Origin of the sequence: Filimonas zeae (assembly GCF_014641615.1) — a bacterium.
In the GTDB taxonomy this organism is placed as follows: domain Bacteria; phylum Bacteroidota; class Bacteroidia; order Chitinophagales; family Chitinophagaceae; genus Filimonas; species Filimonas zeae.
This window is the reverse complement of the sequence record NZ_BMIB01000001.1, coordinates 968,169-990,696: the sequence shown is the minus strand read 5'-3', so window position 1 is coordinate 990,696 and position 22,528 is coordinate 968,169. Positions and strand designations below refer to the sequence as shown.

Genomic DNA, 22,528 nt, shown 5'->3' with positions numbered 1-22,528 from the left:
ACTTCATAATCAGAAATCAGTCAATCGAAACAACTTATCTAACGTTCTGCTACCAGTGCTACCGGCCCCAGTAATCCCGCTGGTTGCAGCGGCTTATTTTCCAGGCGGTAAGGTGCGGTTGTCCAGGTACGGGGTGTTGCGCCCGGTACATGGTCGCCTATAATACGGTTGCCCCAGGTGTTGGTAACCTGTATGGTCAGTTTATTTTCACCACTTACCACTGCATCTGTAATGTCCACCTCATAAGGGGCGGTCCAGGCAGTACCACAGGGTTTGCCATTCACCTCCACCGTAGCCATATCGGCCACCTTACCCAGCGACAGTTTTATTCTGCCCGGAGTACCTGTAGCCTGATGTGTAAACACTGTGGTATAAGCGGCCGTTCCCGAATAATACTTTACACCAGCGTCTGCAAACGCCGTCCAGCTTTGCAGCTGTTTGGTTTCAACCGGCGTTACAGGGCCCCCTGCGGCCGTATCAAAGCTAACACGCCAGTGAGGCTGCAAAAATTGTAAGGTATCCGTTAAAGCCCAGTTAAGGCCGCTGTTACTTTGCTTTTGTGTAGCCTTGCGTTGCAGTACCACAAACACAGAGGCGTTTGGTTGCAGCTGTACCGGTAGCGTGGTGTATACCCCTTCACTGCTATAGGTACGCGCCACCATGGTATCACCGGTAACCGGGTTCCAGAGCTCAGGAACTTTACCGGTTGCCCTTACGCTCAGCTGTATTACACGGGTAGTATCCAGCTGATTGCCTATAAAATAAATATCAAAATCATCGCCTGTTCTGTGTGTCCAGGCTATGCCTTCTGCATGTTTACCATCGGCATGCTTCACCACAACATCACGCGCTACACCCAGCGCATCAAACGTGCTTTGTTCATAAGGCTTCTGAATAATGGGCAGTCCCTGGCGTTTCCAGGCAGCCAGTTTCTTAGCCACTGCGGGGTGTATGATAGCTGAGCCCGGCATGCGGTTGTTCTTAACCGGTATTACCAGTAAGGGATATACTGCCCCACCGGGTAACTCAATACGTTTGTTACGCACAGTAGCCAGGTTCAGCAATGCATCTTCATTAAACGAGTCGTAAGCATACCCACGCAGCGGGTTCACCCATTTGTCGGGATCGGCCATGTTGGCGCTGTGGGTAACCCCATCGGGTATAGCCCGTACAGGCTCACCGGCATTGGCCAGGCGTTTTGCTTCCTGTGCCACACGCTCCGGGCCATATATACCTGGCAGTGTGCTTACCAGCTTATCAGGTAAAATAGCTCTGCGCGGTAACTCACCACCGGTAAACACTGCTATATCCGCAACCGGCTTACCCAGTTGCAGCAACGCCTGGCAACGGCGGGCATAATCTACCCAGGCACTACCCGGCTTCCACCAGGTTTGATCGCGTTGAAAATACATGCCCACCCCGTCCAGTGTCATACCCGGCTTGCGGTCTGTCCACGGGTTGTGTGTAAACACATGGTATACCAGGCGGTTTACGCCCAGGGCATAGTTACGGTCCTGCGTGGTTTTCATCATGCCGGGATGTTCGTTCCAGTTCATCCGCAGTGTGGTAAAGGCTTCTGCCTGTACAATGTTTTTACCGTAGATATGTGCTGCCGATGTGGCATCCAGCATATCGTTGGGTTTATCGTGCGTGGGGCTGTTCAGCCAGAATTCGCTCATAGGTATATCAACCAGGCTGTAATGTAACATGCCATCGCTCATCATGGTAGGTGCCACACTTTCTGCGGTAAATGCACAGTCGTGGCGATGTGCCAGATCGGCCAGTGTTTTATAAAACACATCTTTCACCAGTTCTGCTATGGTTTGGCGTACATCGTACAACACCTTTTCTGTGCGCTGTACGCTTTCTACCGGAACACCTGCCATTACCGGCAACCAGGGCAATATATCATACCCCCTGCGGCGGCGGAACTCATCGCGGAATATGCCAGACCAGTTCTGGCTGCCACACTCCCAGCTATCTACATAAAACACTTTCAATACCTGCTGCGCCAGCTCCCTGTTGCGGCGGAAGGCTTCGCCAAACCAATGATCGAACTGTGTGTTTACCGCTGCTACACTAAACTTATCACATTCCAGCCCTATACCTGCACCACCGGTGGCATTGGTATGCCCGGTAGAGGTATGGCCTACGCGCAGTATACACCATTTACCGGCAGGCACCTGCCATTTTAAGCGGCCCTGTGCATCCAGCTTACCGGCTAAGGATATTATTTTTTGTAAAGGAATGGCATCTTTAGCAGTAAGCTGCTGTGCGGTGGTACGCTCACTAATGCGCCATATAGCACCGTTCTTGCCTTCGTACTGATGAATACGTGGTGCGCCGGAAAGCGTTAAACCACGCAGCTTAAGTGAGGGCTTCCATTTAGCTGCATCCAGATCTTCCGCACCCGGTTCTGAGCCTTTTTTGCTATACACAAAACGGAAATAACGGGCAGTAACTGCCGGTATGGCGTTGGTTACAGATTCATCCACATCCTGCCAGCCATGCCTTGGTGGTACCAGACGGGTAATGCGCCGGAAATGTATACCATCATCGCTCACCTCTACTATCAGGCGGTGTGCCTGGTAATTGGTGCCATTGGTGGTAACGGTAATATTGCGGCAGGTGAAGGGCTTTGCAAAAGCATACTGAATCCAGCAGCTATCGCCCGAACTGAAGTTTTTGTTATTGCCCGGCGTAAGCAGATAAGAAGCATCTGCGCCAGGTATACTGGTAGTAACTACCGGTGTTTGGTTTTGTGTGTTGGTTTCTGCATCAGCAGGTGCCGGATAAGCATACACCGCCACATCACGATAATAATCTTTATAATGTGCCGGTGTGGGTAAGGTATCTGTAAACAATTGACCACCATGGACAATCTTCTCACTCCATACCAGTTTTTGCATAGAATTTTCCGGGGTAATCCACGGGCCACCTGCCAAAGCAAAGCCATCACTCACATGCAGGCCCAGTTTCAGGTGTAAACGGGCTGCTTCTGCTAAAGAAAAACGAATCATCTCCCACCACTCCGGTGTTAACTGTTCCACTGCCGGTGTGTACAACGGAGGGTTGGTTTTTCCTTTTACGCATACAATGTAAGCGCCACCCAGGCCTGCTGCCTTCATGGCCTGCAAATCGGCTGTAATACCTGCTTTTGATACACCTGCCTGCATCCAGTACCACAACACCCAGGGTGCTGCCTGTGCAGAGGGCTGCTGAAACTGCCTGTAAACATCAGTAATACCAGCCGGTGAAGATTTTACCGGAGCCTGTTGTGCTTGTGCCGTAAGAGCGGCCAGTAACAGGGGAGCTACCATTTTTTTCATATCAAGCATATGCCAAAAATACAATGTGATGGCAAAAACCAGCCCCCTGTTACACGCTTCTGTTCAAATTATTTTGGATATAGATGGACTATCTTACACCCCACCTGTTATACAGGCCATTGTTCCATCTGCCATGCGCTGTTCCAGAACATCCATTCCATGCGCGAAGCCATTACAAAAGCATTGGTCATTTGCTGCTGCTGGGCAGGTGTGCAGCTGGCCGCTACCGTATCACATATAGCAATGGCTTTTTGTACGGTAATACCGAAGGCTTCACCTGCATAGGTGTTAATCCATTCCTGATAAGGGTTGCCCTCTTTTACCTGATGTGCATATATATAATCGCCTACTGCTTTATATATCCAGAAACAAGGCAGCACTGCCGCCATAGCCACTTCTACCTGTTGTAACGCAGCCGTGCTGTACAGGTACTGTGTATACAGCAAACAGGAAGGTGAAGCCACCGGTTTATCTGCCAGTTGCAGCTGCTGAAAAAAGCCTGCATGCAATGCCTGCTCTACCACAATAGCCCCTTCTGCAAAACGGATAAAATCCAGCGACTGCTGCGTTTGCTGCGCACGGGCTGCAATCAGCGACAGCACTTTGCTAAACGCATCCAGATACACCGCATCCTGCCCTATATAAAAAGCAAAACGTTCTTTTAACAAAGTACCCTGCATCAGTTCCTGATTAAAGGGCAGCTCCAGTATACGTTGATAAATGGGCGCTATTGCCTCCCATGCCTGTTTACTCCATTGCATATTTCTGTAATTGCTGTGGTTGAAAAAAATGATTCAGCGGGCCGCTGCCTTTGCCGGTAACTACATTACTGCCTGCTGCTATGGCTTCCGTAATATAAGCTTTGGCCAGCATTACCGACTGCTGTAAACCATTGCCCAACGCCAGGTACGATGCTATGGCAGAAGATAAGGTGCAGCCCGTGCCATGTACATTGCGGCTATCTATCCAGTCGCTCTCCAGCACCAGTTCTTCCCCCTCAAAGCTTTTGTATACATCATACACCTTTTCTCCCTTCAAATGCCCGCCTTTGATTAGTACGGCACTGCATCCGGTTTGCAGCAGCAGGTCTGCTGCCTGCTTCATATCTTCTACCGATTGCAGTGGTCTGCCACAAAGCACCGCTGCTTCATCCAGGTTGGGGGTAATTAATGCTGCTAATGGAAACAACCGTTCTTTCAGCAGGTTGATGGTTTCGTCTTCTATCAGCTTATGCCCGCTGGTAGATATCATTACAGGGTCCAGCACCACCGGCACTTCCGGGTAAGCACCCAGTGCATCTGCCAGTGTAACCGCTAATGCTGCACTATGTACCATGCCTATTTTAATAGCCTGTGGTTGTATATCTGTCATCACCGCATCTACCTGCCCGCGTACAATATCTGCAGGCACGGAGTGAATGCCGGTAACACCTAATGTATTCTGTACCGTAATAGCAGTAATGGCAGAGGTAGCGTAGCAGCCCAGTGCCGACATGGTCTTTATATCCGCCTGTATCCCGGCCCCTCCGCCACTGTCAGAGCCGGCAATGGTTAGCACAGCAGCATACCTGTATTGTTTCATAAATATTGGAATATTGCATTACAGGCTGCCTGCGGCAGCCCTTTCAATTTCAATTCTGATTTTTTCTGCTGCATATGCCGGATGTTCAGCAGAGCAGATGGCTGATACTACCGCCAAACAATCTGCACCGGCTTTTATAATACTACCTGCGTTATCAGCAGCTATATGGCCAATGGCCACCAGTGGCTTCTGTGTTTGTTTGCGTATATGGGCAATACCTTCCAGCCCCCACTCCGTTACCGTATCTGTTTTGGTGGGTGTAGCAAAGATGGGGCTGAGTGCCAGGTAATCTGCTACTGCAGCATTGGCTGTAGACAGCTGCGTTTCATATTCTATTGAATAACCAATAGCTGCCTCTGCCCCTAATTGTGCGCGTACAGTAACCGGGCTCTGATCGCTGTTGCCCACATGAATACCATACGCCTGCACAGCCTTAGCAACTTCTACATTATCATTAATAATTAACGGAACATGATATTTATCCAGCAACTGCTTCAGCCGCTCTGCCTTTTGGATAAAAGCAGGTGTATCCAGTTGCTTCTCCCGCAGCTGCACCACGTCTACCCCACCTTTAATGGCTTCTTCTACCACCCAAAACAAATCGCGCCCCAGACAAGCCTGCTCATCCGTTACCAGATACAGTCTGTAACTAAACGGCATCATGGGCAGAAAGCTTTATACGCGCTACAAAATCTTCTTCGGTAATGTTATACAAGGCATCCAGAAAGTGCAACTGTAAGGTACCGGGGCCTGCTGCTTTTTCTGCTGCCAGCTCACCGGCAATACCCATCAGCGCCATAGCAGCAATGGTAGCTTCTGTATAATGCCCCTCTGCCACTGCACAAAATGCACCGGTAATAGCGGAGGCAGTACAGCCCAGGCCGGTTACGCGCGTCATCAGTGGCGAGCCGTTGCTTACACCTGTAATAGTGTCTTTATAAACAATAAAATCTGTTTCGCCAGATACACATACCACACAATCAAACGTATTGCTTACCGCAGCAGCAGCGCGCAAAGCCTGCTCGCTGGTATGTACACTGTCCACACCTTTGGTAGCAGCACTGGTATGTGCCAGCGACATAATTTCAGAAGCATTGCCCCGTATTACAGAAGGGGTATGTGTGTGCAGCAATTGTATCAGCACGGTATTACGGTAAGCACTGGCGCCCGCACCAACCGGATCCAGCACCCAGGGCTTTTGCAGGTTCTTTGCCTGTAGAATTGCCTTTTGCATACTCTCTACCCAATACGCATCCAGCGTACCTATATTCACAACCAGCGCACCGGCAATGCTTACCATATCATTCATTTCTTCATGTGCATGCGCCATAACCGGTGATGCACCTACCGCCAGCAATGCATTGGCAGTATTGTTCATTACCACATAGTTGGTAATGTTATGCACTAAAGGGCCGGCATTGCGCACAGCAAGTACCCGGTGCCAGAGTTGCTTAGGTTGTACCATAATATACAGAAGGTTCTCAGTGATGAATGAGGGGAAATACAGGCAGAGCAGCACAATATATCATAGCTTTTCCCTACGATGGTACCAACCATATCAGGTACTAAGGGTATGATCTCAGTCCTCTGCCAGGACACCCCTAAAGCACCCGCAAGTTATGGGAAATAGTTGAATGCAGTAACCGGCTGTAAAATGCCGCGGTTTATGGGCCGGTGTTGCCGGCAAACGGCTGTGGCAAGAAAAGAAGGGAAAACAGTAAGCAGCCACAGAGGCAGTTGAAGTTGGCCGGTTACACAGCGTAAACCGTCAACTTTAACTGCATATATACTATGTACTTACGCCTGCTTTGAAGGAAAGAAAAGCGGCTTTAGCGTAAACCAGCCCAGTGCCGGAAAAAAGTGCATGGGAATAGCCAGACCGTAAAACAGTTCGGGCGCTTCTGCATCCAGCGGCAGCTTATACCCCACGGGCAACAGAATACTGGCAAAAGACAGTATAGCAAATAACAGGTTGAACACAATTTCACCCTTTGCTTTTAAAAAGCGGGTAAGCAAGGTAAAACCAATAGCGGCCAGTAAACCACCGGCTATGCTGGCAGCAAAAATGTTCAGCGGTTTTACAATAGCAAACTCAACGCCGGTAGCCTCCAGATATACCTTATTCTGATATACTACCGAAGCTAAGCCTGCCAGCGCGCCGGAAATAATGCCCAGTAACAATGCTTTCTTAAACATATATTTCAATTGAGGGTAACTGTAAAGACTACTTTGTTACAGGAATGCTTACTTCTACTTTAATAACATCTGCCACATCACCACCTGGCTTACCTACTTTAAAGTCGTTGCGGTTAATATTAAAAGTACCGGCAAAAGTAGCACCGCTGCCAGCTGCTGTAAAGGTAAAAGGCAGGCTTACTTCTTTCTTCACACCCTTTACTTCCAGGGTACCGGTAGCCGTATAACCAGCGCCGCTTTTTACAATTTTAGCAGAAGTGTATTTGATGGCAGGATATTTAGCAGCATCAAACCACTCAGTATCTTTTGCATGTTTGTTCATCAAACCATTACCGGTATTGATAGAAGCCACATCAATAGCTACATCAAATTTAGATTGAACCAGGTTCTTTTCATCAAACGCTATAGAACCAGAGAACTTTTTGAAAATACCGTTTACACCGGTACCGGAAAAAGTAATGTTACACTTATCAGATATCTTCCAGCCCTGTACCAGGGTAAAAGCAAAAGTAACTACCAGCGCCAGCGCAGCCACTGCAGTAAGAGCGATCTTTTTCATGCGATGTTATTTACAGTGAAACAAAAAGTTCTTTCAGGGCAAACACCCTGAAAGAACATCTGAGATAATTAGTTTTTAGCAAACTCGCCGTTAGCCAGCAGTTGAACGTCATCGCTCAGCATAGAGGTATTGAAACCTGGAGCTATGCCAAAATCAGAACGCTTGAAAGAACCGGTGATGCGGAAACCTGCAATCTGCTTTTTGCTCTGTGGGTTAGTGATAGTAGCGTTGTACACTACTTCCAGGGTTACCGGCTTGGTTACACCGTGGAAAGTAAGGTCACCAACTACTTTGTATTTCTTATCAGCAACTTTAGAAATAGAAGTGCTTTTGAAAGTCAGTTTAGGAAACTTCTCAGCATCCAGCATGTCAGCGCTTTTTACGTGACCGTCTCTTCTTTCGTTGTCAGTGTTAATGCTGGCAACATCAGCAGATACTTCAAATACTGCATCAGAAAAATCTTCTTTAGAAGAAGTAATGGTTGCATCATAGCTTTTGAAGTTACCTTCAAACAGAGAAATGCCCATGTGGGTAATACCAAAACCTAATCTGGAATGTCCTTTGTCTACTGACCATGTTTGAGCAAAGGAAGCAACTGACATAAGCAGACCGGCTGCTACTACTGCGATTCTTTTCATAATTGTGTTTTTTGAGTCTGTTTTTGTTTTTATCTACTCCGGGTATTTTCCGGAAAGCAAAGGTATTTATATCGGTGTATAATTTACAGCAGGTAACCTGTAGTATAGTGACTATTGTATGTACAAATGTTATAGATAACTTAACCACCAATCGCGCCGCCGTGCTTTAACACCCATATACCACCGGCAGGGAAAATACAGCAATACCACCACCAGCCCCCATACCCCATACACCACCGGCAGGCTGTAGCCCGTCCATTCGTCCGCACTTTTCATTCCCAATAGCAACCCCGTTAACACGGCCAGCCCATGCGCCAGATACAAATGCAGCAGATAATAGAAAAACGGAACCCGCCCAAAAACCAGCGCCGGATGCCGCTCTCCCACCTGCACCCCGTCCATTGCAGCTAAAACAAGGCATGCAGGGCCCAGTGTAACCAGTAAATAATCCAGCGAGGGCGGATATTTCGTCACATTAATAAAAGATAAAATATTCTTCCAGTTTTCTACATACACTTCCCGCGGATGCAGATCGCCATACAGGTTTATAAAACGCAGCACCACAAACAATATCAGCGCGCCTACCCCGGCATATTTCAATATTTTCACACGTGTATCTGCCTCCATTTTATACAACTGTCCGCTCCAGTATCCGAGCGACATAACACCTATCCAGGGCACCAGTGGGTATAGCGTAAGCACTTTACGGCCGTCAGGCAGCTTAAATACACCTGTTTCGTGCAGTATATTCCATAACCAGCCACCGCTGCCCCAGTCCGCTGCGTGTATGCCATCCAGTGCATTATGCCCTGTAATCATAATAATACCCAGCAGGCCCGCATACACGGGCTTAACATAGATCAAGCAAGCCAGCACAATCATACTCCAGCCAATAGCCCATATTACCTGCCCTACCACAAAATAAAACTCCCAGTTAAAGCTGAATCCGGGGTTAACCAATAGTACTTCGGCCACAATAAGCCACAGCCCCCTTGTTAACAAAAACGCAGATTGCTGCCGTTTGGTCTTTCCTTTCGATAATCCCAGAAAAGCGCTGATGCCCGACAGGAATACAAATACCGGCGCACAGTAATGGGTAATAAACCGGGTAAAGAAATAAGGAATAGTTGTTTGTGAAAGATCCGTAGGATCGAAACGGGCATTGGAGAAAAAGTCACGCACATGGTCTAATGCCATAATAATCATCACTATTCCCCGCAGTACGTCGATGGACTGAATACGTTGTTTTGGTTGCACTTGCATGCTTAAAATTAAAAAAGGGAAAGCATTCCGCTTTCCCTTTTATTCAATTTCCGGTTATTATCCGGTGGATTTACTTTTTGTTATCCAGCGCCGTGGTTAAACGGTCAGCCAGATCCTGTAAGTGTGCACGGGTTGCCGCATCAGCTGCTGCAGGTGCCGCCGCCTTTATCTCAGACAGTAAAGATTTAGCCTGTGCTTTGGCAACAGACAAACCATCTGTAATGGGAGTCAGGTTAAAGGAAGGACGCTGCATGGGCAATTGAGGTGCTGTTGCAGGAGCCGGAGCTACCATATCAGCCAGTACATTCACATAAATCTTCTGCAGGTTTCTGCGATAGATGCTGATAGCTTTACGTGCAGGCAGCTCGCTGAAAATACCTTTCTTCAGATCGTTCAGCATTTCAGAAGCACTGTACGCTGTAGCAGGGCTGGCCGCTTCAAACTGAACCAGTTTGTTCAGCGTAGCCGTGTTCATAATACGTGCCAGTGTATAGGTTTGAACAGACGCAATAGAGCTGAGCCCGCTGGTACCGGTTACACTTGCAATTCTTTTATTAACCAGCCACTCAGGCGTGGTAAACAGCTGCTGCTGTAAAAACTGCATGGCTTCTTTCTGGGTAGCTTTAGGCACGTACTCAAATACGTCTCCACCCTGCTCTACGCTTTTAGGCGTAGTATAAATACCGCCAATGTTTTTGGCAACGTGGCCCATATAACGGCTGAACTGTCCGGTTACTTCACCGTACATTGTTTTCAGATCATCATAACCTTCAGCAGATTGTTTTGTCCACTGCTCCAGTTGCGGAATAATACGTTGCAGATTTTTAATACCGTAAGCGCTTGCCTTCATAGCATTATCGCCCAGGTCTTCGTTCTGGCAACGGGGGTCGTTCTGGTCCATTTCAGTACCAAACCATAAACGCTTGTTGGCGTTTAAACGCTCGATAATCCATTTGTTGCTCCATTCTTTTTCGTCAGCACCGGTAGCAAACTCAGGCTTCCATTTGTAACCCCACTCAATAGCCCACATATCGTAATCGCCAATACGGGGGAAGATGCCTTTTTCTGTAATGTTATCTTCGGGCTGTGCCACGTAGTTGAAACGCGCATAGTCCATAATAGAAGGTGTGTGGCCGTTGGCTTCTACAAACGCTTTGTCGCGCAGCTTTTCTACCGGAACGGTAGAAGAAGAACCAAAGTTGTGGCGCAGACCTAAAGTGTGACCAATTTCGTGAGAAGACACGAAGCGGATCAGCTGGCCCATCAGTTCATCATCAAACTGCATTTTACGGGCTTTAGGATCAATAGCCGCCGCCTGTACCATATACCAGTTGTGCACCAGGCTCATTACGTTGTGGTACCAGTTTACGTGTGTTTCCATGATTTCACCGCTGCGGGGGTCGTGTACGTGCGGACCGCTGGCATTAGGAATATCAGAAGGTTTGTAGATGATTACGTTGTGACGCGCATCTTCCAAACCAAAAGTAGAATCACCTGCAGGCACTTCTTTGGCAACGATGGCATTTTTAAAACCCGCTTTTTCAAAAGCAGCCTGCCAGTCGTTAACACCTGCAATCAGGTAAGGCACCCACTTTTTAGGCGTAGCAGGGTCTATATAATATACAATGGGCTCTTTAGGTTCCACCAGTTCGCCACGCTTGTATTTTTCTACATCTTCTGCTTTAGGCTCCAGTCTGAAACGGGTAATCATGCTCACCCTTTTTACACCCTGCGGGTTTGCATCAAAATCGGTATAACCGGTAGCAAAATAACCTACACGGCTATCAAAGTAGCGCGACTTCATAGGCACTTTAGGCAACAGCACCATAGAGCTGTTCAGCTCATACGTAGCCGGGCCTGAAGCACCACCCATCATTGGGTTAGCCGCCTGCTTGTTATAGGTTTTTACGGTTTTAATTTCCACGTTCATGGGATAGGCCTTAATGTCTTCCACATAAGAACGGTCAGAAGCCATCATGCCCAGTGATAAGCCCTTTTTAACAGAAGCATCAAAGAACAGGATATCGTTATCGCCGCCTATATATTCTGTTACATCTATTACCACGGCGCTTTTGTCAGAAGCGGAATCTTTATTTACCGCTTTAATATCAAATGCCTGTGCAATAGGTTGCAGGTTGCTGTTTAATACAGAACGGAACATACCGTTTTTAGAAGAATCTGAACTCATCTCCATGTAAGAGATGCTTTTCAGAAACACCTTGTTGTTAGGCCCTTTTTCAAAACGGATTACGTTTTCGTTAATCTCGTCTCCGGCATACCCCATCATTTGTGCGCGGCCACCTACGGCAGCCTTGGATATACGGCTCACCACCAGAATATCACGGTTAAGAATGGAATCGGCCAGTTCAAAAAAGTAACGGTCTTCCACCTTGTGTACCTTAAACATACCGCTTTGGGTAACCGCTTTTCCGGTAATTACTTCCTTATAAGGCTTTGGCCCCTGGGAAGGCGCTCCCTGCGGGCGGCCCATTCCGGGCGCTCCCATCATGGGCGACATGGTTTGTTTTCTGGCTGTGTCCGGCGCCGGAGTAGTCGGCTTTTTCCGTTGTGCACCAGCTGTTACGCCAATACCCAGACAAACCGAGAAAATCAGGTAAGATTTACGCATAATTCAACTTAACAATTTAAACTCTAACTATAAACAATAATGGTTTGTGAAAATGGTTACTATCGGGGCCGATCATAGAATGGTTAGCACAATGGAACATTGCATCTGACAGCAATATTTTCGATACCCGCCTTAGGCTCAGGCAATTGGAGGAGCAGTCTGGTTGCAAAATTTCTTTGTTTCGGTTCCAAAAATAGGGTTTGAACGGTACAAACCGTTCACCTTTCACCGATAAAGACGCTTAAACAGGCGAGCCGTCCTACCTGGACGGCCCGAATTAAGATTTTCTTAACTTTTACAATAAAGCCACCTATATAAGGTACTTCAATACATTTTTACGATAGGCAGCCCATTCATCCAGCGTGGTAAATGTGTCAAAACGGTTCTGGTTACCCAGTACATCGGGCCGCACCAGTGCCACCTGCCCCCCTCTTACCAGATTCACCTTCGCACGCTGCAATATTTCCTCCAGGGCAGGCACATCTTTAATCATTTGCAACTCTTCAATCTGCCTTACATCAATAATATAGTCTTCCATACGGTAATTACTTACCGCAAATATAGGTAGTTCCGCATGGGCGGTAACTGCGTTAAATAACCGCAAATAAAGCGTCCTCCGCCGCTGCCTGTGGCTGTAATAAAGTTGATGGTACAAAATCAAAATGAAGCGATACCACGTTTACGGCATGTAAACCCTGCGCCGGCAGGTTAAGCAACTTATCAACAGCAGACAAATCCACTTCTTCCACCGCAGCTTCTGCCTGCACCTGTGTAGCAGCCGATAATAAATGCTGCACCGCAATATCGGCCTGTTTAGCGGCCCATTTCTTCCCTTCCTCATTCAGGCGGTTAACCGCCTTCACCACATTTTTACGGTCTTCCCGCAATAAAGCAGGCGAGGCCTGCCGGGAGGCGGCTACGCGTGATATATAGGCATCTATTTTTTGCTCGCTGATAACATTCCAGATAGCAAATACAATATAAAAAGTATCAGAACTTTTCTTTTTCTGCCGGCGTATGAAAGGCTGTAACCGCTCCTTTACGGCATCATCTTTTACTACCAGTATTTTCAAAGGCTGAAGGCCATACGAATCAGCCAGGTGTTGTGCCGCGCTCAGGATGTATTCTACCTTGCCGGCTTTGTTTTGTGTTTTTGATAAAAGCATAATAAAATTGTTTATAAATAAAAGGATAAAATGTACCTTAGATAGCACGCCGCTGTTACTGCTTCAAATCCTTTACACACTTCTATTTTACGGCTTATCCTTTTGTATGGCAATACAAATGTACCGGAGATTACATTAGTCCACAAATTTAGTAGGTTTTATTTTTTTATTCGGAAACTTTACACTTATCTTTGACTTCACAACAATCCACTAACTAAACTCAACTTTATGTTAGCTTATTATTATCCGCCAGGCGGCGCCCGTACTATTACACCGGTTAACCGGCAAAACTATTACCTGCTTTCTGCCCGAATGCAACGCTGCTGTTGTAGCTATTAATCTGCTTAGTGCCCGTAAGTCTGGCACACGTTAATACCATTTATTTATTTCCATCATCCCGCATGGCCACGGCCTTGTAGTATTGCGCATACCTGTGCGCAAAAGGCTACGCTATGCACCAACAACAGTGTTATGAGCCAGTTTACCAACGCCACCTTTCAGCTGCAAAAGCACCTCTCTAACCAGCAACTGAACTTTTTTCACAAGCACGGCTTTCTGCATTTCAAAAACTTTATTGATAAGGAAACCGTTAGCCTTTTTATTCGCGAAGTAGAAACCATACAGGCACACCTGTTACACAATAACATCAGTAAAATCAATGGTATTCCGCTTAAGTTTGGTTCTGATGTAAACGGCACACCTTTAATACAGCGCCTGGCGTTTGCCTCGCAGCATAGCGAAGCGTTGAGCCGCTTTTTAAAAGACAGCAGGTTGCAGGCCCTGCTGCCATTACTGGGGCCATATGAAGGCCGTATTGGTGAAAATGAAAAAGACGGTCTGGTAGTAAACCACTATATCAATACCGAAAACAGCCAGTTTAAACAAATGGGCTGGCATACCGATAGCCCGAGAGATCTGTTTCTGGGTTCGCGCATTTTACCTATGCTGAACGTAGGGCTGCATCTGGATAACTGCACAGCAGCCAGCGGTGGTTTACGGGTGCTGCCAGGTACACATAAACAAAACCTGTTTCAACTGCTCTTCCGCAAAAAATACTTTATTGATAATACGCCTGATAAAAAAGAACTGGGCTTTGATATTGAAGCAGGTGATCTTACCATTCATGATGGTCGTCTCTGGCACCGCGTACAGCAATCAACACTCACCGGAGAGGCCAGCCGCAGAAGGGTAATGTATATTCCTTTTATTACAGGTGCACTGCAGGTTAAACATGCAGATAGCCCTACCCCGTTCTATCACAAACTGGCGCAGTTTAAAGTAAGTAACTATACCAGCCGCTTAGGGCTCAGCACCCTGAAGCCTAAAAAATTGTCTATCTAACTTAATACTTCTTTTATATGGCATTTGCATTGGTAACCGGCGCGGCAAAGGGAATAGGAAAAGCCCTTGCCGCAGGCCTGGCAGCAAGAAATTACGATTTATTACTGGTGGATATTGATAAGCCGCAGCTACGGGCCACCGCTGCTGAACTGGCAGCGCAGTACCGCGTTATTGCTTTTACCCTGCATCTGGATTTATCGGAGCCGGATGCAATAGAACGCCTGCAGGAATGGACGGCCGAATTTCACGATCAGTTGTCTGTAGTGGTAAGCAACGCCGGTTACGGACTTAACGGTGCCTTTGAAACACTTACGCTGGAGGAGCAGCTGAATATTATTGATGTGAACATAAGGGCGCAGGTATCCATTTCCCACAAATACATTCCGGTATTACGTGCGCACCGCAAGGCATACCTGCTAAACCTGGGCAGCACCACCGCCTACCAGTCCGTACCCTATTTAAATATTTATGCAGCCAGCAAAGCCTTTGCCGTGTCCTTTACCAGAGGGCTACGCTACGAACTGCGCAACTCATCCGTTTCTGTAAGCTGCCTCAGCCCCGGCAGTACCGATACCGATTTTGTAAACCGTGCCCGCATGGGAGCCTCTATACGCAAAACTGCTGAACGGTTTAATATGACGCCGGAAAAGGTGGCAGCAATAGCCCTGAAAGGGTTGTTTGCAGGTAAAGCAGAAATTCTGCCGGGCTGGCACAATAAGCTGAATGCTTTCCTTCCCAAATTCTTTCCCAAACGTCTGGTGGAAAAAATTGCGGGCGGCATTTACCAGCCTGCAGCGCATACAGCCATTACAGAAGTACCCCTGGCAACTATACCGAAAGCTACGGCGAATTTACCGGCCTGATAGCTGTAGCTCCTATACTAATACGATTTTGTTGTATCTTCAACTCCGGTTAGTGATAGCATGTTGCCCCTTTCTACATATCCCGATGAAGACCTTGTTCGTCTGTTAACAGCTGATAATGAGCAGGCTTTTAATCAGATCTACCACCGCTACTGGCGCAAACTCTATGCTTTGGCATTTCAGCGTTTGCGCAGTAAGCAGGCAGCGGAAGATGTGGTGCAGGAGGTATTGGCAGGTGTTTGGCAAAGGCGTAACAGTTCCTTAATATCCCACCTGGAAAGTTATCTGGCTGCCGCTACGCGGTACGCCGTTTTCCGTCAGTTAAATAAAGAAGCCGCGCAGGCCTCCGCCATCAACCAAACGCAGGAAAAAGCACCTGTATTTGATGAAATTCAGGACGTTAGGCTCCTGGAACAGATGGTACAGAAAGAGGTAAACAAACTGCCCGAAAAATGCCGGCTGGTATTTCAGTACAGCCGCGACCTTGGCCTTTCCAACAAAGAAATAGCCGGCTCGCTGGATATATCGCAGAAAGCCGTGGAAAAGCATATTACCAAAGCCATCCGCACCATCCGCTCGCAGCTGAAAAGCCTGCTCTGGTTCCTGTAAAAATATTTTCAAAAAAAAGTCGGGTACACAGGTAGGGTACTCTCGTTGTTGCTGTACTATACTATTTATATAGGCAAAACTAACATGCAACAATGGAACCGTGCCGAGCTGGGTAAACTGGCCGGCAAATACATTCAGGGAAAAGCTACTGAAGCAGAAAAACAGCTGCTGCAGGAATGGTACAACGCATTTGACGATGTTACTGTAAACGTACCTGCCGATTCTGAGGCAGAAGAAATGCTTACAGAGGCACGCATGCTGTTCCGGCTGCAGCAAACCATAGAGGCAGAAAAATACAAACCTGCCCCGCGGCGTATACCTGCCTGGTTAAAATATAGTGCTGCTGCATTATTACTGGGCGGCGTGGGCCTTTCCATATTCTGGCTTACCAGGCCACAGCCCCAACCGCTTACTGCCGCCGGCAAAACACCCTTACACAAACCAACTATTGTACCCGGCGGTAATAAAGCCGTGCTTACGCTGGATGATGGCAGTACGGTAATACTGGACAGTGTAGCCAACGGCACCGTAACCATGCAGGGCCACACACGTATTGTAAAAAACAAAAACGGCCAGCTTACGTACGATTTGTCTGCCGCGCCCAATACCGGCCAGGTTAGCTACAATACTATTACTACCCCCCGTGGCGGCCAATACCAGGTTATTCTGCCCGATGGCAGTAAGGTATGGCTCAACGCCGCTTCCAGCCTGCGTTTTCCTACCGCCTTCACCGCCAAAAGCCGCGAAGTATCCCTGAAAGGAGAAGCTTATTTCGATATTACCCGCAATGCAGCACAGCCTTTTCAGGTGCAGGTGAACGATATGAAAGTAAATGTGCTGGGTACACAGTTTAATATTATGGCTTATGAAGAGGAGAGCCAGGCAAAAACCACGCTGGTGCAGGGCAGTGTAGATATTAGTACTGCGGGTGGCACACAGCCTAAACTGTTGAAGCCCGGCCAGCAGGCCCGGTTAAGTAAAGGCGGCAACCTGCATGTGGTAAACGATGCCGATGTTGATGAAGCCCTTGCCTGGATTAATGGCAGGTTTTACTTCAACGATACCGACCTGGGTACACTTATGCGGCAGATAGCGCGCTGGTACAATATAGAAGTAGTATATGAAGGTGCCGTACCACCGGAAAAGTTCTCAGGCGAAATTCCGCGTAACAGCAATGTAGAGGAGGTACTTAAAATACTAAAACTGAGTAATATTCATTTCACCGTAAATGGCAACGTGTTAACCATAAAACCCTAAACCCTTTTTTACCAAAACTAATATTCAACAACATGCAAACGTAATTCAGTACAACAAGCTGATAACAAAAAGGCCGGAAGCACTGCAATGCCGCCGGCCCGGAGGGTCAGCCGCTTTTTAAAACATTCGGAGTGTTCTTATTAACGTAAACCCAACTTGTAAAAGTATGATTTTTACCACTCTTTACAAAGCCGTGGCCAGGGCCCGGTGTGTGAAGTCCAAAACAATGCTGGTTATGCAATTAACAGCTGCACTACTACTGGTTTGCTGCCTTCAGGTAGCTGCCACCACCAATGCACAGAAAGTAACACTTGCGGAGGAAAATGCCCCGCTTAAAAAGGTGCTTACGCAGATTAAAAAACAAACAGGGTATACGTTTTTCCTGAATGAAAGCCTGCTCCGCAGCAGCCAGGCGGTTACCATCAATGTACAGGATAAGCCGTTACAGGCCGTACTGGATGAATGCTTCAGCAATCAGCCACTCTCGTACCAGATTGTAAACAAAACCATTGTCATCAGTAAAAAAGAAGAGCGCGCCTACACTCCTATCTTCAATGCGCCCCCGCCGGTAGTGGAAATATCCGGTAAGGTTACCGAAGCAGATGGTGGCGCAGCAGTAGAAGGCGCTTCTGTACAGGTAAAAGGTACCGCACGCGGTACGGTTACCGATAAAAAAGGAAACTTCAACATTACTGCCGACCCCGGCGCTGTAATCGTTATCAGCTATGTGGGTTTTGAAACACAGGAAATACCTGTAAAACAAAGCACTAAACTTACCGTTAAACTGGTATCGCAATCTGCAAAAGACCCTGCCAATACCATTGTAATTACCGGTTACCAGCAGATAAAAAAGGAAAGCTTTACCGGTACCAGCACTACTGTTTCCGGCGAAGACCTGAAAAAGGTAAACCCCCAGAACGTGTTGAGAAGCCTGCAGGTATTCGATCCTTCTTTTAAACTGGTAGAAAACAACCTGCTGGGCTCTAACCCCAACAGTCTTCCTAAAATTAATGTACGGGGTACTACTGCCCTGCCTTCCGGTAGCTCTTCTGATCTTATCAGCAGAAACAACCTGAGCGGCAACATGAACCTGCCTACGTTTATTATGGATGGGTTTGAGGTTAGCCTGCAAAAGGTGTACGATCTGGATATCAACCGCATCCAGTCTATCACCCTGTTAAAAGATGCTGCTGCCACAGCCGTATATGGCTCCAGAGCCGCCAACGGTGTGGTAGTAATTGTAACCAAGCCACCCAAGCCGGGCCAGTTACAAATGTCTTACAACTACGAGCTGAACGTATCTACACCCGATCTTTCTCAGTACAATCTGTTGAACGCAACGCAAAAGCTGGACTACGAAATGATGGCTGGCTTGTACGATGCCACCAAAAACGGTTATCTGGGCCAGGATGCACTTACCAATCAGTTTTATCATAAAAAAGAACTGGTGGCAGGTGGTATTAACAGCTACTGGCTATCTGAACCGGTTAGAACAGCGCTGGGCCACAAACATTCTATTTATGTGGAAGGTGGAGATGCTACCATGCGTTATGGCCTGGAAGCACGTTACCAGACTATGCCCGGTGTTATGAAAGGTTCTTACCGCGACCGTTATAGCACAGGCCTTAACCTTACCTATAACCCCAGCAGAAAAATACAGTTCCGCAATACCCTTACTATTACACAAACCAATGCCAAAGAGTCGCCATATGGCAGCTTTGCGGACTATGTTAAAATGAATCCCTATTACCCTAAAAGAGATTCCTCTAACAATATTCCACAGGTAATTGATACATGGGTTGCGCGTGAAGCTGGTGTACCCAGAACACATTATGCACTTAACCCTTTATACAACTCTACACTGGCCAGCTTTGATAAAACACGCTATGTAGAAATTATAGATGCCCTTAGTGCAGAATGGGGTATTGCACCCAGCCTGCGCCTGCGTGGTCAGATAAGTTTAAATAAAACAGCTACCACTGCCGATAAATACGCCTCTCCGCTGTCTAATTATTACTTCAATTATACAGCCAACCAGGATAAAGAAAGAGGCAGGTATGAACTGAATACGCTTGATGAAACCACTGTTGACGGAAACCTTACTTTAAGCTACAACAAGCAGATAGTAAAGCATTACATTAACGCCATGATAGGCGGTAACCTGAGAAGTTATACCGCCAACCGTAAGGGTGTGGCCGCAGTAGGTTTTGCCAACGACCGGTTTACAGACATTGGCTTTGCTTACTCTTATCCTGAAAATGACCGCCCATCCAGCAGTCTTGATCAGGAAAGACTGGCAGGTTCCTTTTTCTCCGTAAACTACTCGTACGATAACAAATACCTGATGGACTTTACTTTCCGTCAGGATGGCTCTTCTAAATTTGGTAGCGAAAGCCGCGTGGCCCCCTTCTCCTCATTTGGTGTGGGCTGGAACATGCATAAAGAGAAGTTTCTGCTGAACACTGTAGTAAGCCGCCTGAAATTAAGGGCTACCACAGGTCTTACCGGCTCTGTTTCCTTTGATTCGTACAAGGCCAAAAGCATTTACAATTACAATAATTCCAACTGGTATTCATCAGGCATCGGCGCCCAGCTCAACAGCTTTGGCAACGAACGTTTGCAGTGGCAAAAAACCACCAACTACGATATTGGTGCAGAACTGGGCTTTCTGCAGGATCGTATTGTAATTATGCCGCGTTATTACACCAAATTAACCAAAGGCTTACTGGCAGATATTAACGTAGCACCCTCTACCGGTGTTTCTTCTTACACCGCCAACGTAGGTGACATGCGTAACAAAGGCTTTGAAATTAACATACAGGCCGCTGTTATGAGAACTAAAAACATGCAGATAAGCGTGTTTGGTAACCTGGTACACAACAGCAATACCATTGTTAAAATATCTAATTCTTTACAGGCCTACAACGATTCTGCTGATGTAAAGCAGACAGAAGGAAACAACAAGGGTACACCGATATTGAGGTTTAAGGAAGGACAGTCTATGGATGCTATTTATGCAGTACGCTCACTGGGTATTGACCCTGAAAACGGACGCGAACTGTATGTAAAAGCTGACGGCAAAACGCTTACCTATGTATGGGATGCAAAAGACATGGTTCCGGTAGGTGTAAGCACCCCCAAAGCAGAAGGCACATTCGGCACTTTCATTAACTACAGGCAGTTTGGTATGAACCTCACTTTCTACACCCGTTTTGGTGGTAAACTATACAACCAGACACTGGTAGACAGGGTTGAAAATGCTGACCCGCGTTACAATGTGGATGAGCGTGTATTTGAAGCCAAATGGAAAAAAGCAGGTGACCACACTTTCTATAAAAACATTGCAGATCTGGGACAAACCGATGTTACCTCCCGCTTTGTGCAGAAAGACAATACGATAGAACTACAGTCGCTCTACCTGTCTTACGATGCCGCTAAACCCTTCTATTCACAACTGGGCATGAGAAGCCTGCGGTTTGCGCTCACTTTTAACGATCTGTGGAGATGGGCAACCATTAAACAGGAAAGAGGTATAGACTATCCGTTTGCACGCAGCTTTACTTTTTCCTTACAGGCATCATTTTAACTGAAACCGGCAAAAGCTTATAACAATGCGAAAACTTACATATATCATACTGGCGGCGTTAACGCTTACCTCCTGCAAAAAATGGCTGGATGTAAATCCGCAAACGCAGATTCCGCGGGAAGAACTGTTCAGCTCGGAAAAGGGATTTGAAGAAGCACTCATAGGCATCTATACCAAGTGTACCGAAACAGATTTGTACGGAGGCGAACTTACGTTTGGCATAACAGATGTAATGGCTCAGAACTACGCCTTCCAGAACGACTATCTTAAGTATGCCCAAACAGCGAAATACGATTTTAAGTATAAGGAGATTATTGAGAAGAAAGACAAAATATGGCGCGGGCTGTATAACGGCATTCTGAATGCCAACCAGATACTGCTGAACATTGAAGAAAAGAAAGCACTGTTCCAGGGTAAGAAGTATGCCCTTATTAAAGGCGAGGCACTGGCATTGCGTGCTTACCTGCATTTTGATATATTCCGGCTGTTTGGCCAGAGTACACTGGGTGGTACGCAAAAAGGCATTCCTTATGTAACTACTTACTCTACTGCCCCAACAGCTATTTCCACTCCTGACGAGGCAATGACCAAAATGATAGAAGACCTGAATGCAGCTAAACTGCTGCTGAAAGATGCAGATTCTATTACCACTAAAAGCTATGTAATTGGTTACCCTAACGAAAAAGGGCAAACAGAAACCACTGCCACTTCTTCTTTTTTAAGAGACAGACGGCATCGCTTAAACTACTATGCAGTTTGCGCCCAACTGGCGCGGGTATACCTGCACAAAGGTGATAAAGCGAATGCGCTGGCCAATGCTACTGAGGTAATCCAGTCTAATAAATTTGTTATGGCAGATGATGCCGGTGCCCTTAAAGAGGTAACCCCCAAACTGAAAGACCGCATTCTGTATAAGGAGCTGGTGTTTGCATGGTACCTGCCTCAGAAATCTACCTGGGTAAGAGACCGCTTTCAAAAAGACAACGAAAACCTTAGTCTCAGCCCTGAGTTTTACAGAACCATGTTTGAAACCAATGGTGTTGGTGGCGAAGATGTGCGGGCCAAAGAATGGATGGAAATAATAGGCAGTACAGAAGTAGAGATTACCAAGTACAGAAGAGAGCTTACAACAGACAAAGACGATACCACCTCTAACCTGCATCCACTTATGGCTCCGGCCATCCGCATCAGCGAGCTGTATTATATAGCCGCAGAATGCTCGTATGCAACCAGTCCCGCACAGGCATCTGCTTATCTGGATTATGTACGCTTTAAAAGAAGCATTAACCAGGCAGCAGATATTTCTACACAGGATAAGTTTTATACAGAGTTGTTAAAAGAAGCCCGTAAAGAATGGATTGGAGAAGGGCAGATTTTTTACATGTATAAAAGACTTAACAGAAACATACCCGGGCAGCAGGGATTGGTTACCGTTCCCAGTGCTACCAATTGGGTACTGCCCCTGCCTGCTGACGAAATTCAATTCGGAGGCCGGTAATATCCATCACTTT

The 22,528-nt window shown here is 46.9% G+C and carries 18 protein-coding genes and 1 riboswitch; of the genes, 6 read left to right on the top strand and 12 right to left on the bottom strand.

What is annotated here, in order from left to right:
* Positions 1-38 precede the first annotated feature (38 nt).
* The 12 genes from IEY13_RS04140 to IEY13_RS04085 form a co-directional block, all read right to left on the bottom strand.
* Entirely contained in the window at positions 39-3,329 is a 3,291-nt protein-coding gene (locus tag IEY13_RS04140; RefSeq protein WP_229687718.1) for a glycosyl hydrolase, read from the bottom strand.
* 107 nt (positions 3,330-3,436) lie between these two features.
* Entirely contained in the window at positions 3,437-4,090 is a 654-nt protein-coding gene (tenA, locus tag IEY13_RS04135) for a thiaminase II (protein ID WP_188950682.1), read from the bottom strand.
* The gene (gene thiD / locus IEY13_RS04130; protein ID WP_188950681.1) at positions 4,077-4,910 is read right to left on the bottom strand and encodes a bifunctional hydroxymethylpyrimidine kinase/phosphomethylpyrimidine kinase; all 834 of its coding nucleotides are present in this window, start codon (positions 4,908-4,910) and stop codon (positions 4,077-4,079) included. The genes tenA and thiD overlap by 14 nt, the downstream gene beginning before the upstream one ends.
* Positions 4,911-4,928: 18 nt before the next feature.
* Positions 4,929-5,573 (bottom strand): thiamine phosphate synthase, encoded by a 645-nt coding sequence (thiE, locus tag IEY13_RS04125; protein ID WP_188950680.1) that lies wholly within the window; start codon positions 5,571-5,573, stop codon positions 4,929-4,931.
* Positions 5,560-6,375: a hydroxyethylthiazole kinase gene (thiM, locus tag IEY13_RS04120; RefSeq protein WP_188950679.1), complete on the bottom strand. Its 816-nt coding sequence runs from the start codon at positions 6,373-6,375 to the stop codon at positions 5,560-5,562. The genes thiE and thiM overlap by 14 nt, the downstream gene beginning before the upstream one ends.
* Before the next feature lie 53 nt (positions 6,376-6,428).
* Positions 6,429-6,523: riboswitch (TPP riboswitch) on the bottom strand.
* Between the two features lie 184 nt (positions 6,524-6,707).
* The gene (locus IEY13_RS04115; RefSeq protein WP_188950678.1) at positions 6,708-7,106 is read right to left on the bottom strand and encodes a hypothetical protein; all 399 of its coding nucleotides are present in this window, start codon (positions 7,104-7,106) and stop codon (positions 6,708-6,710) included.
* A 28-nt stretch (positions 7,107-7,134) separates the two neighbouring features.
* Complete coding sequence (locus tag IEY13_RS04110) at positions 7,135-7,665, bottom strand: YceI family protein (protein WP_188950677.1); 531 nt, start codon at positions 7,663-7,665, stop codon at positions 7,135-7,137.
* Between the two features lie 68 nt (positions 7,666-7,733).
* Entirely contained in the window at positions 7,734-8,303 is a 570-nt protein-coding gene (locus tag IEY13_RS04105) for a YceI family protein (protein WP_188950676.1), read from the bottom strand.
* Between the two features lie 129 nt (positions 8,304-8,432).
* The gene (locus IEY13_RS04100; protein WP_188950675.1) at positions 8,433-9,566 is read right to left on the bottom strand and encodes an acetyltransferase domain-containing protein; all 1,134 of its coding nucleotides are present in this window, start codon (positions 9,564-9,566) and stop codon (positions 8,433-8,435) included.
* Positions 9,567-9,636: 70 nt separating this feature from the next.
* Complete coding sequence (locus IEY13_RS04095) at positions 9,637-12,195, bottom strand: zinc-dependent metalloprotease (RefSeq protein WP_229687717.1); 2,559 nt, start codon at positions 12,193-12,195, stop codon at positions 9,637-9,639.
* A 310-nt stretch (positions 12,196-12,505) separates the two neighbouring features.
* Positions 12,506-12,733 carry a hypothetical protein gene (locus IEY13_RS04090; RefSeq protein ID WP_188950674.1) on the bottom strand — a complete coding sequence of 76 codons (228 nt, stop codon included), beginning with the start codon at positions 12,731-12,733 and terminating at the stop codon, positions 12,506-12,508.
* 52 nt (positions 12,734-12,785) lie between these two features.
* The gene (locus tag IEY13_RS04085; protein WP_188950673.1) at positions 12,786-13,361 is read right to left on the bottom strand and encodes a nitroreductase family protein; all 576 of its coding nucleotides are present in this window, start codon (positions 13,359-13,361) and stop codon (positions 12,786-12,788) included.
* Between the two features lie 471 nt (positions 13,362-13,832).
* On the opposite strand from IEY13_RS04085, the gene IEY13_RS04080 reads away from it, so the two are divergent.
* The 6 genes from IEY13_RS04080 to IEY13_RS04055 all read left to right on the top strand — a co-directional run bounded on the left by IEY13_RS04080 (position 13,833) and on the right by IEY13_RS04055 (position 22,515).
* The gene (locus tag IEY13_RS04080; protein WP_188950672.1) at positions 13,833-14,702 is read left to right on the top strand and encodes a phytanoyl-CoA dioxygenase family protein; all 870 of its coding nucleotides are present in this window, start codon (positions 13,833-13,835) and stop codon (positions 14,700-14,702) included.
* Between the two features lie 17 nt (positions 14,703-14,719).
* Positions 14,720-15,565, top strand: coding sequence for an SDR family NAD(P)-dependent oxidoreductase (locus IEY13_RS04075; RefSeq protein ID WP_188950671.1), 846 nt, complete (start codon positions 14,720-14,722; stop codon positions 15,563-15,565).
* A 60-nt stretch (positions 15,566-15,625) separates the two neighbouring features.
* A complete protein-coding gene (locus IEY13_RS04070; RefSeq protein ID WP_188950670.1) occupies positions 15,626-16,174 on the top strand; it encodes a sigma-70 family RNA polymerase sigma factor in 549 nt (182 codons plus the stop codon).
* A gap of 84 nt (positions 16,175-16,258) precedes the next feature.
* The gene (locus IEY13_RS04065) at positions 16,259-17,431 is read left to right on the top strand and encodes a FecR family protein (protein ID WP_188950669.1); all 1,173 of its coding nucleotides are present in this window, start codon (positions 16,259-16,261) and stop codon (positions 17,429-17,431) included.
* Between the two features lie 235 nt (positions 17,432-17,666).
* Positions 17,667-21,017 carry a SusC/RagA family TonB-linked outer membrane protein gene (locus tag IEY13_RS04060; protein ID WP_188950668.1) on the top strand — a complete coding sequence of 1,117 codons (3,351 nt, stop codon included), beginning with the start codon at positions 17,667-17,669 and terminating at the stop codon, positions 21,015-21,017.
* A 25-nt stretch (positions 21,018-21,042) separates the two neighbouring features.
* Entirely contained in the window at positions 21,043-22,515 is a 1,473-nt protein-coding gene (locus tag IEY13_RS04055) for a RagB/SusD family nutrient uptake outer membrane protein (RefSeq protein ID WP_188950667.1), read from the top strand.
* Positions 22,516-22,528: the final 13 nt, after the last annotated feature.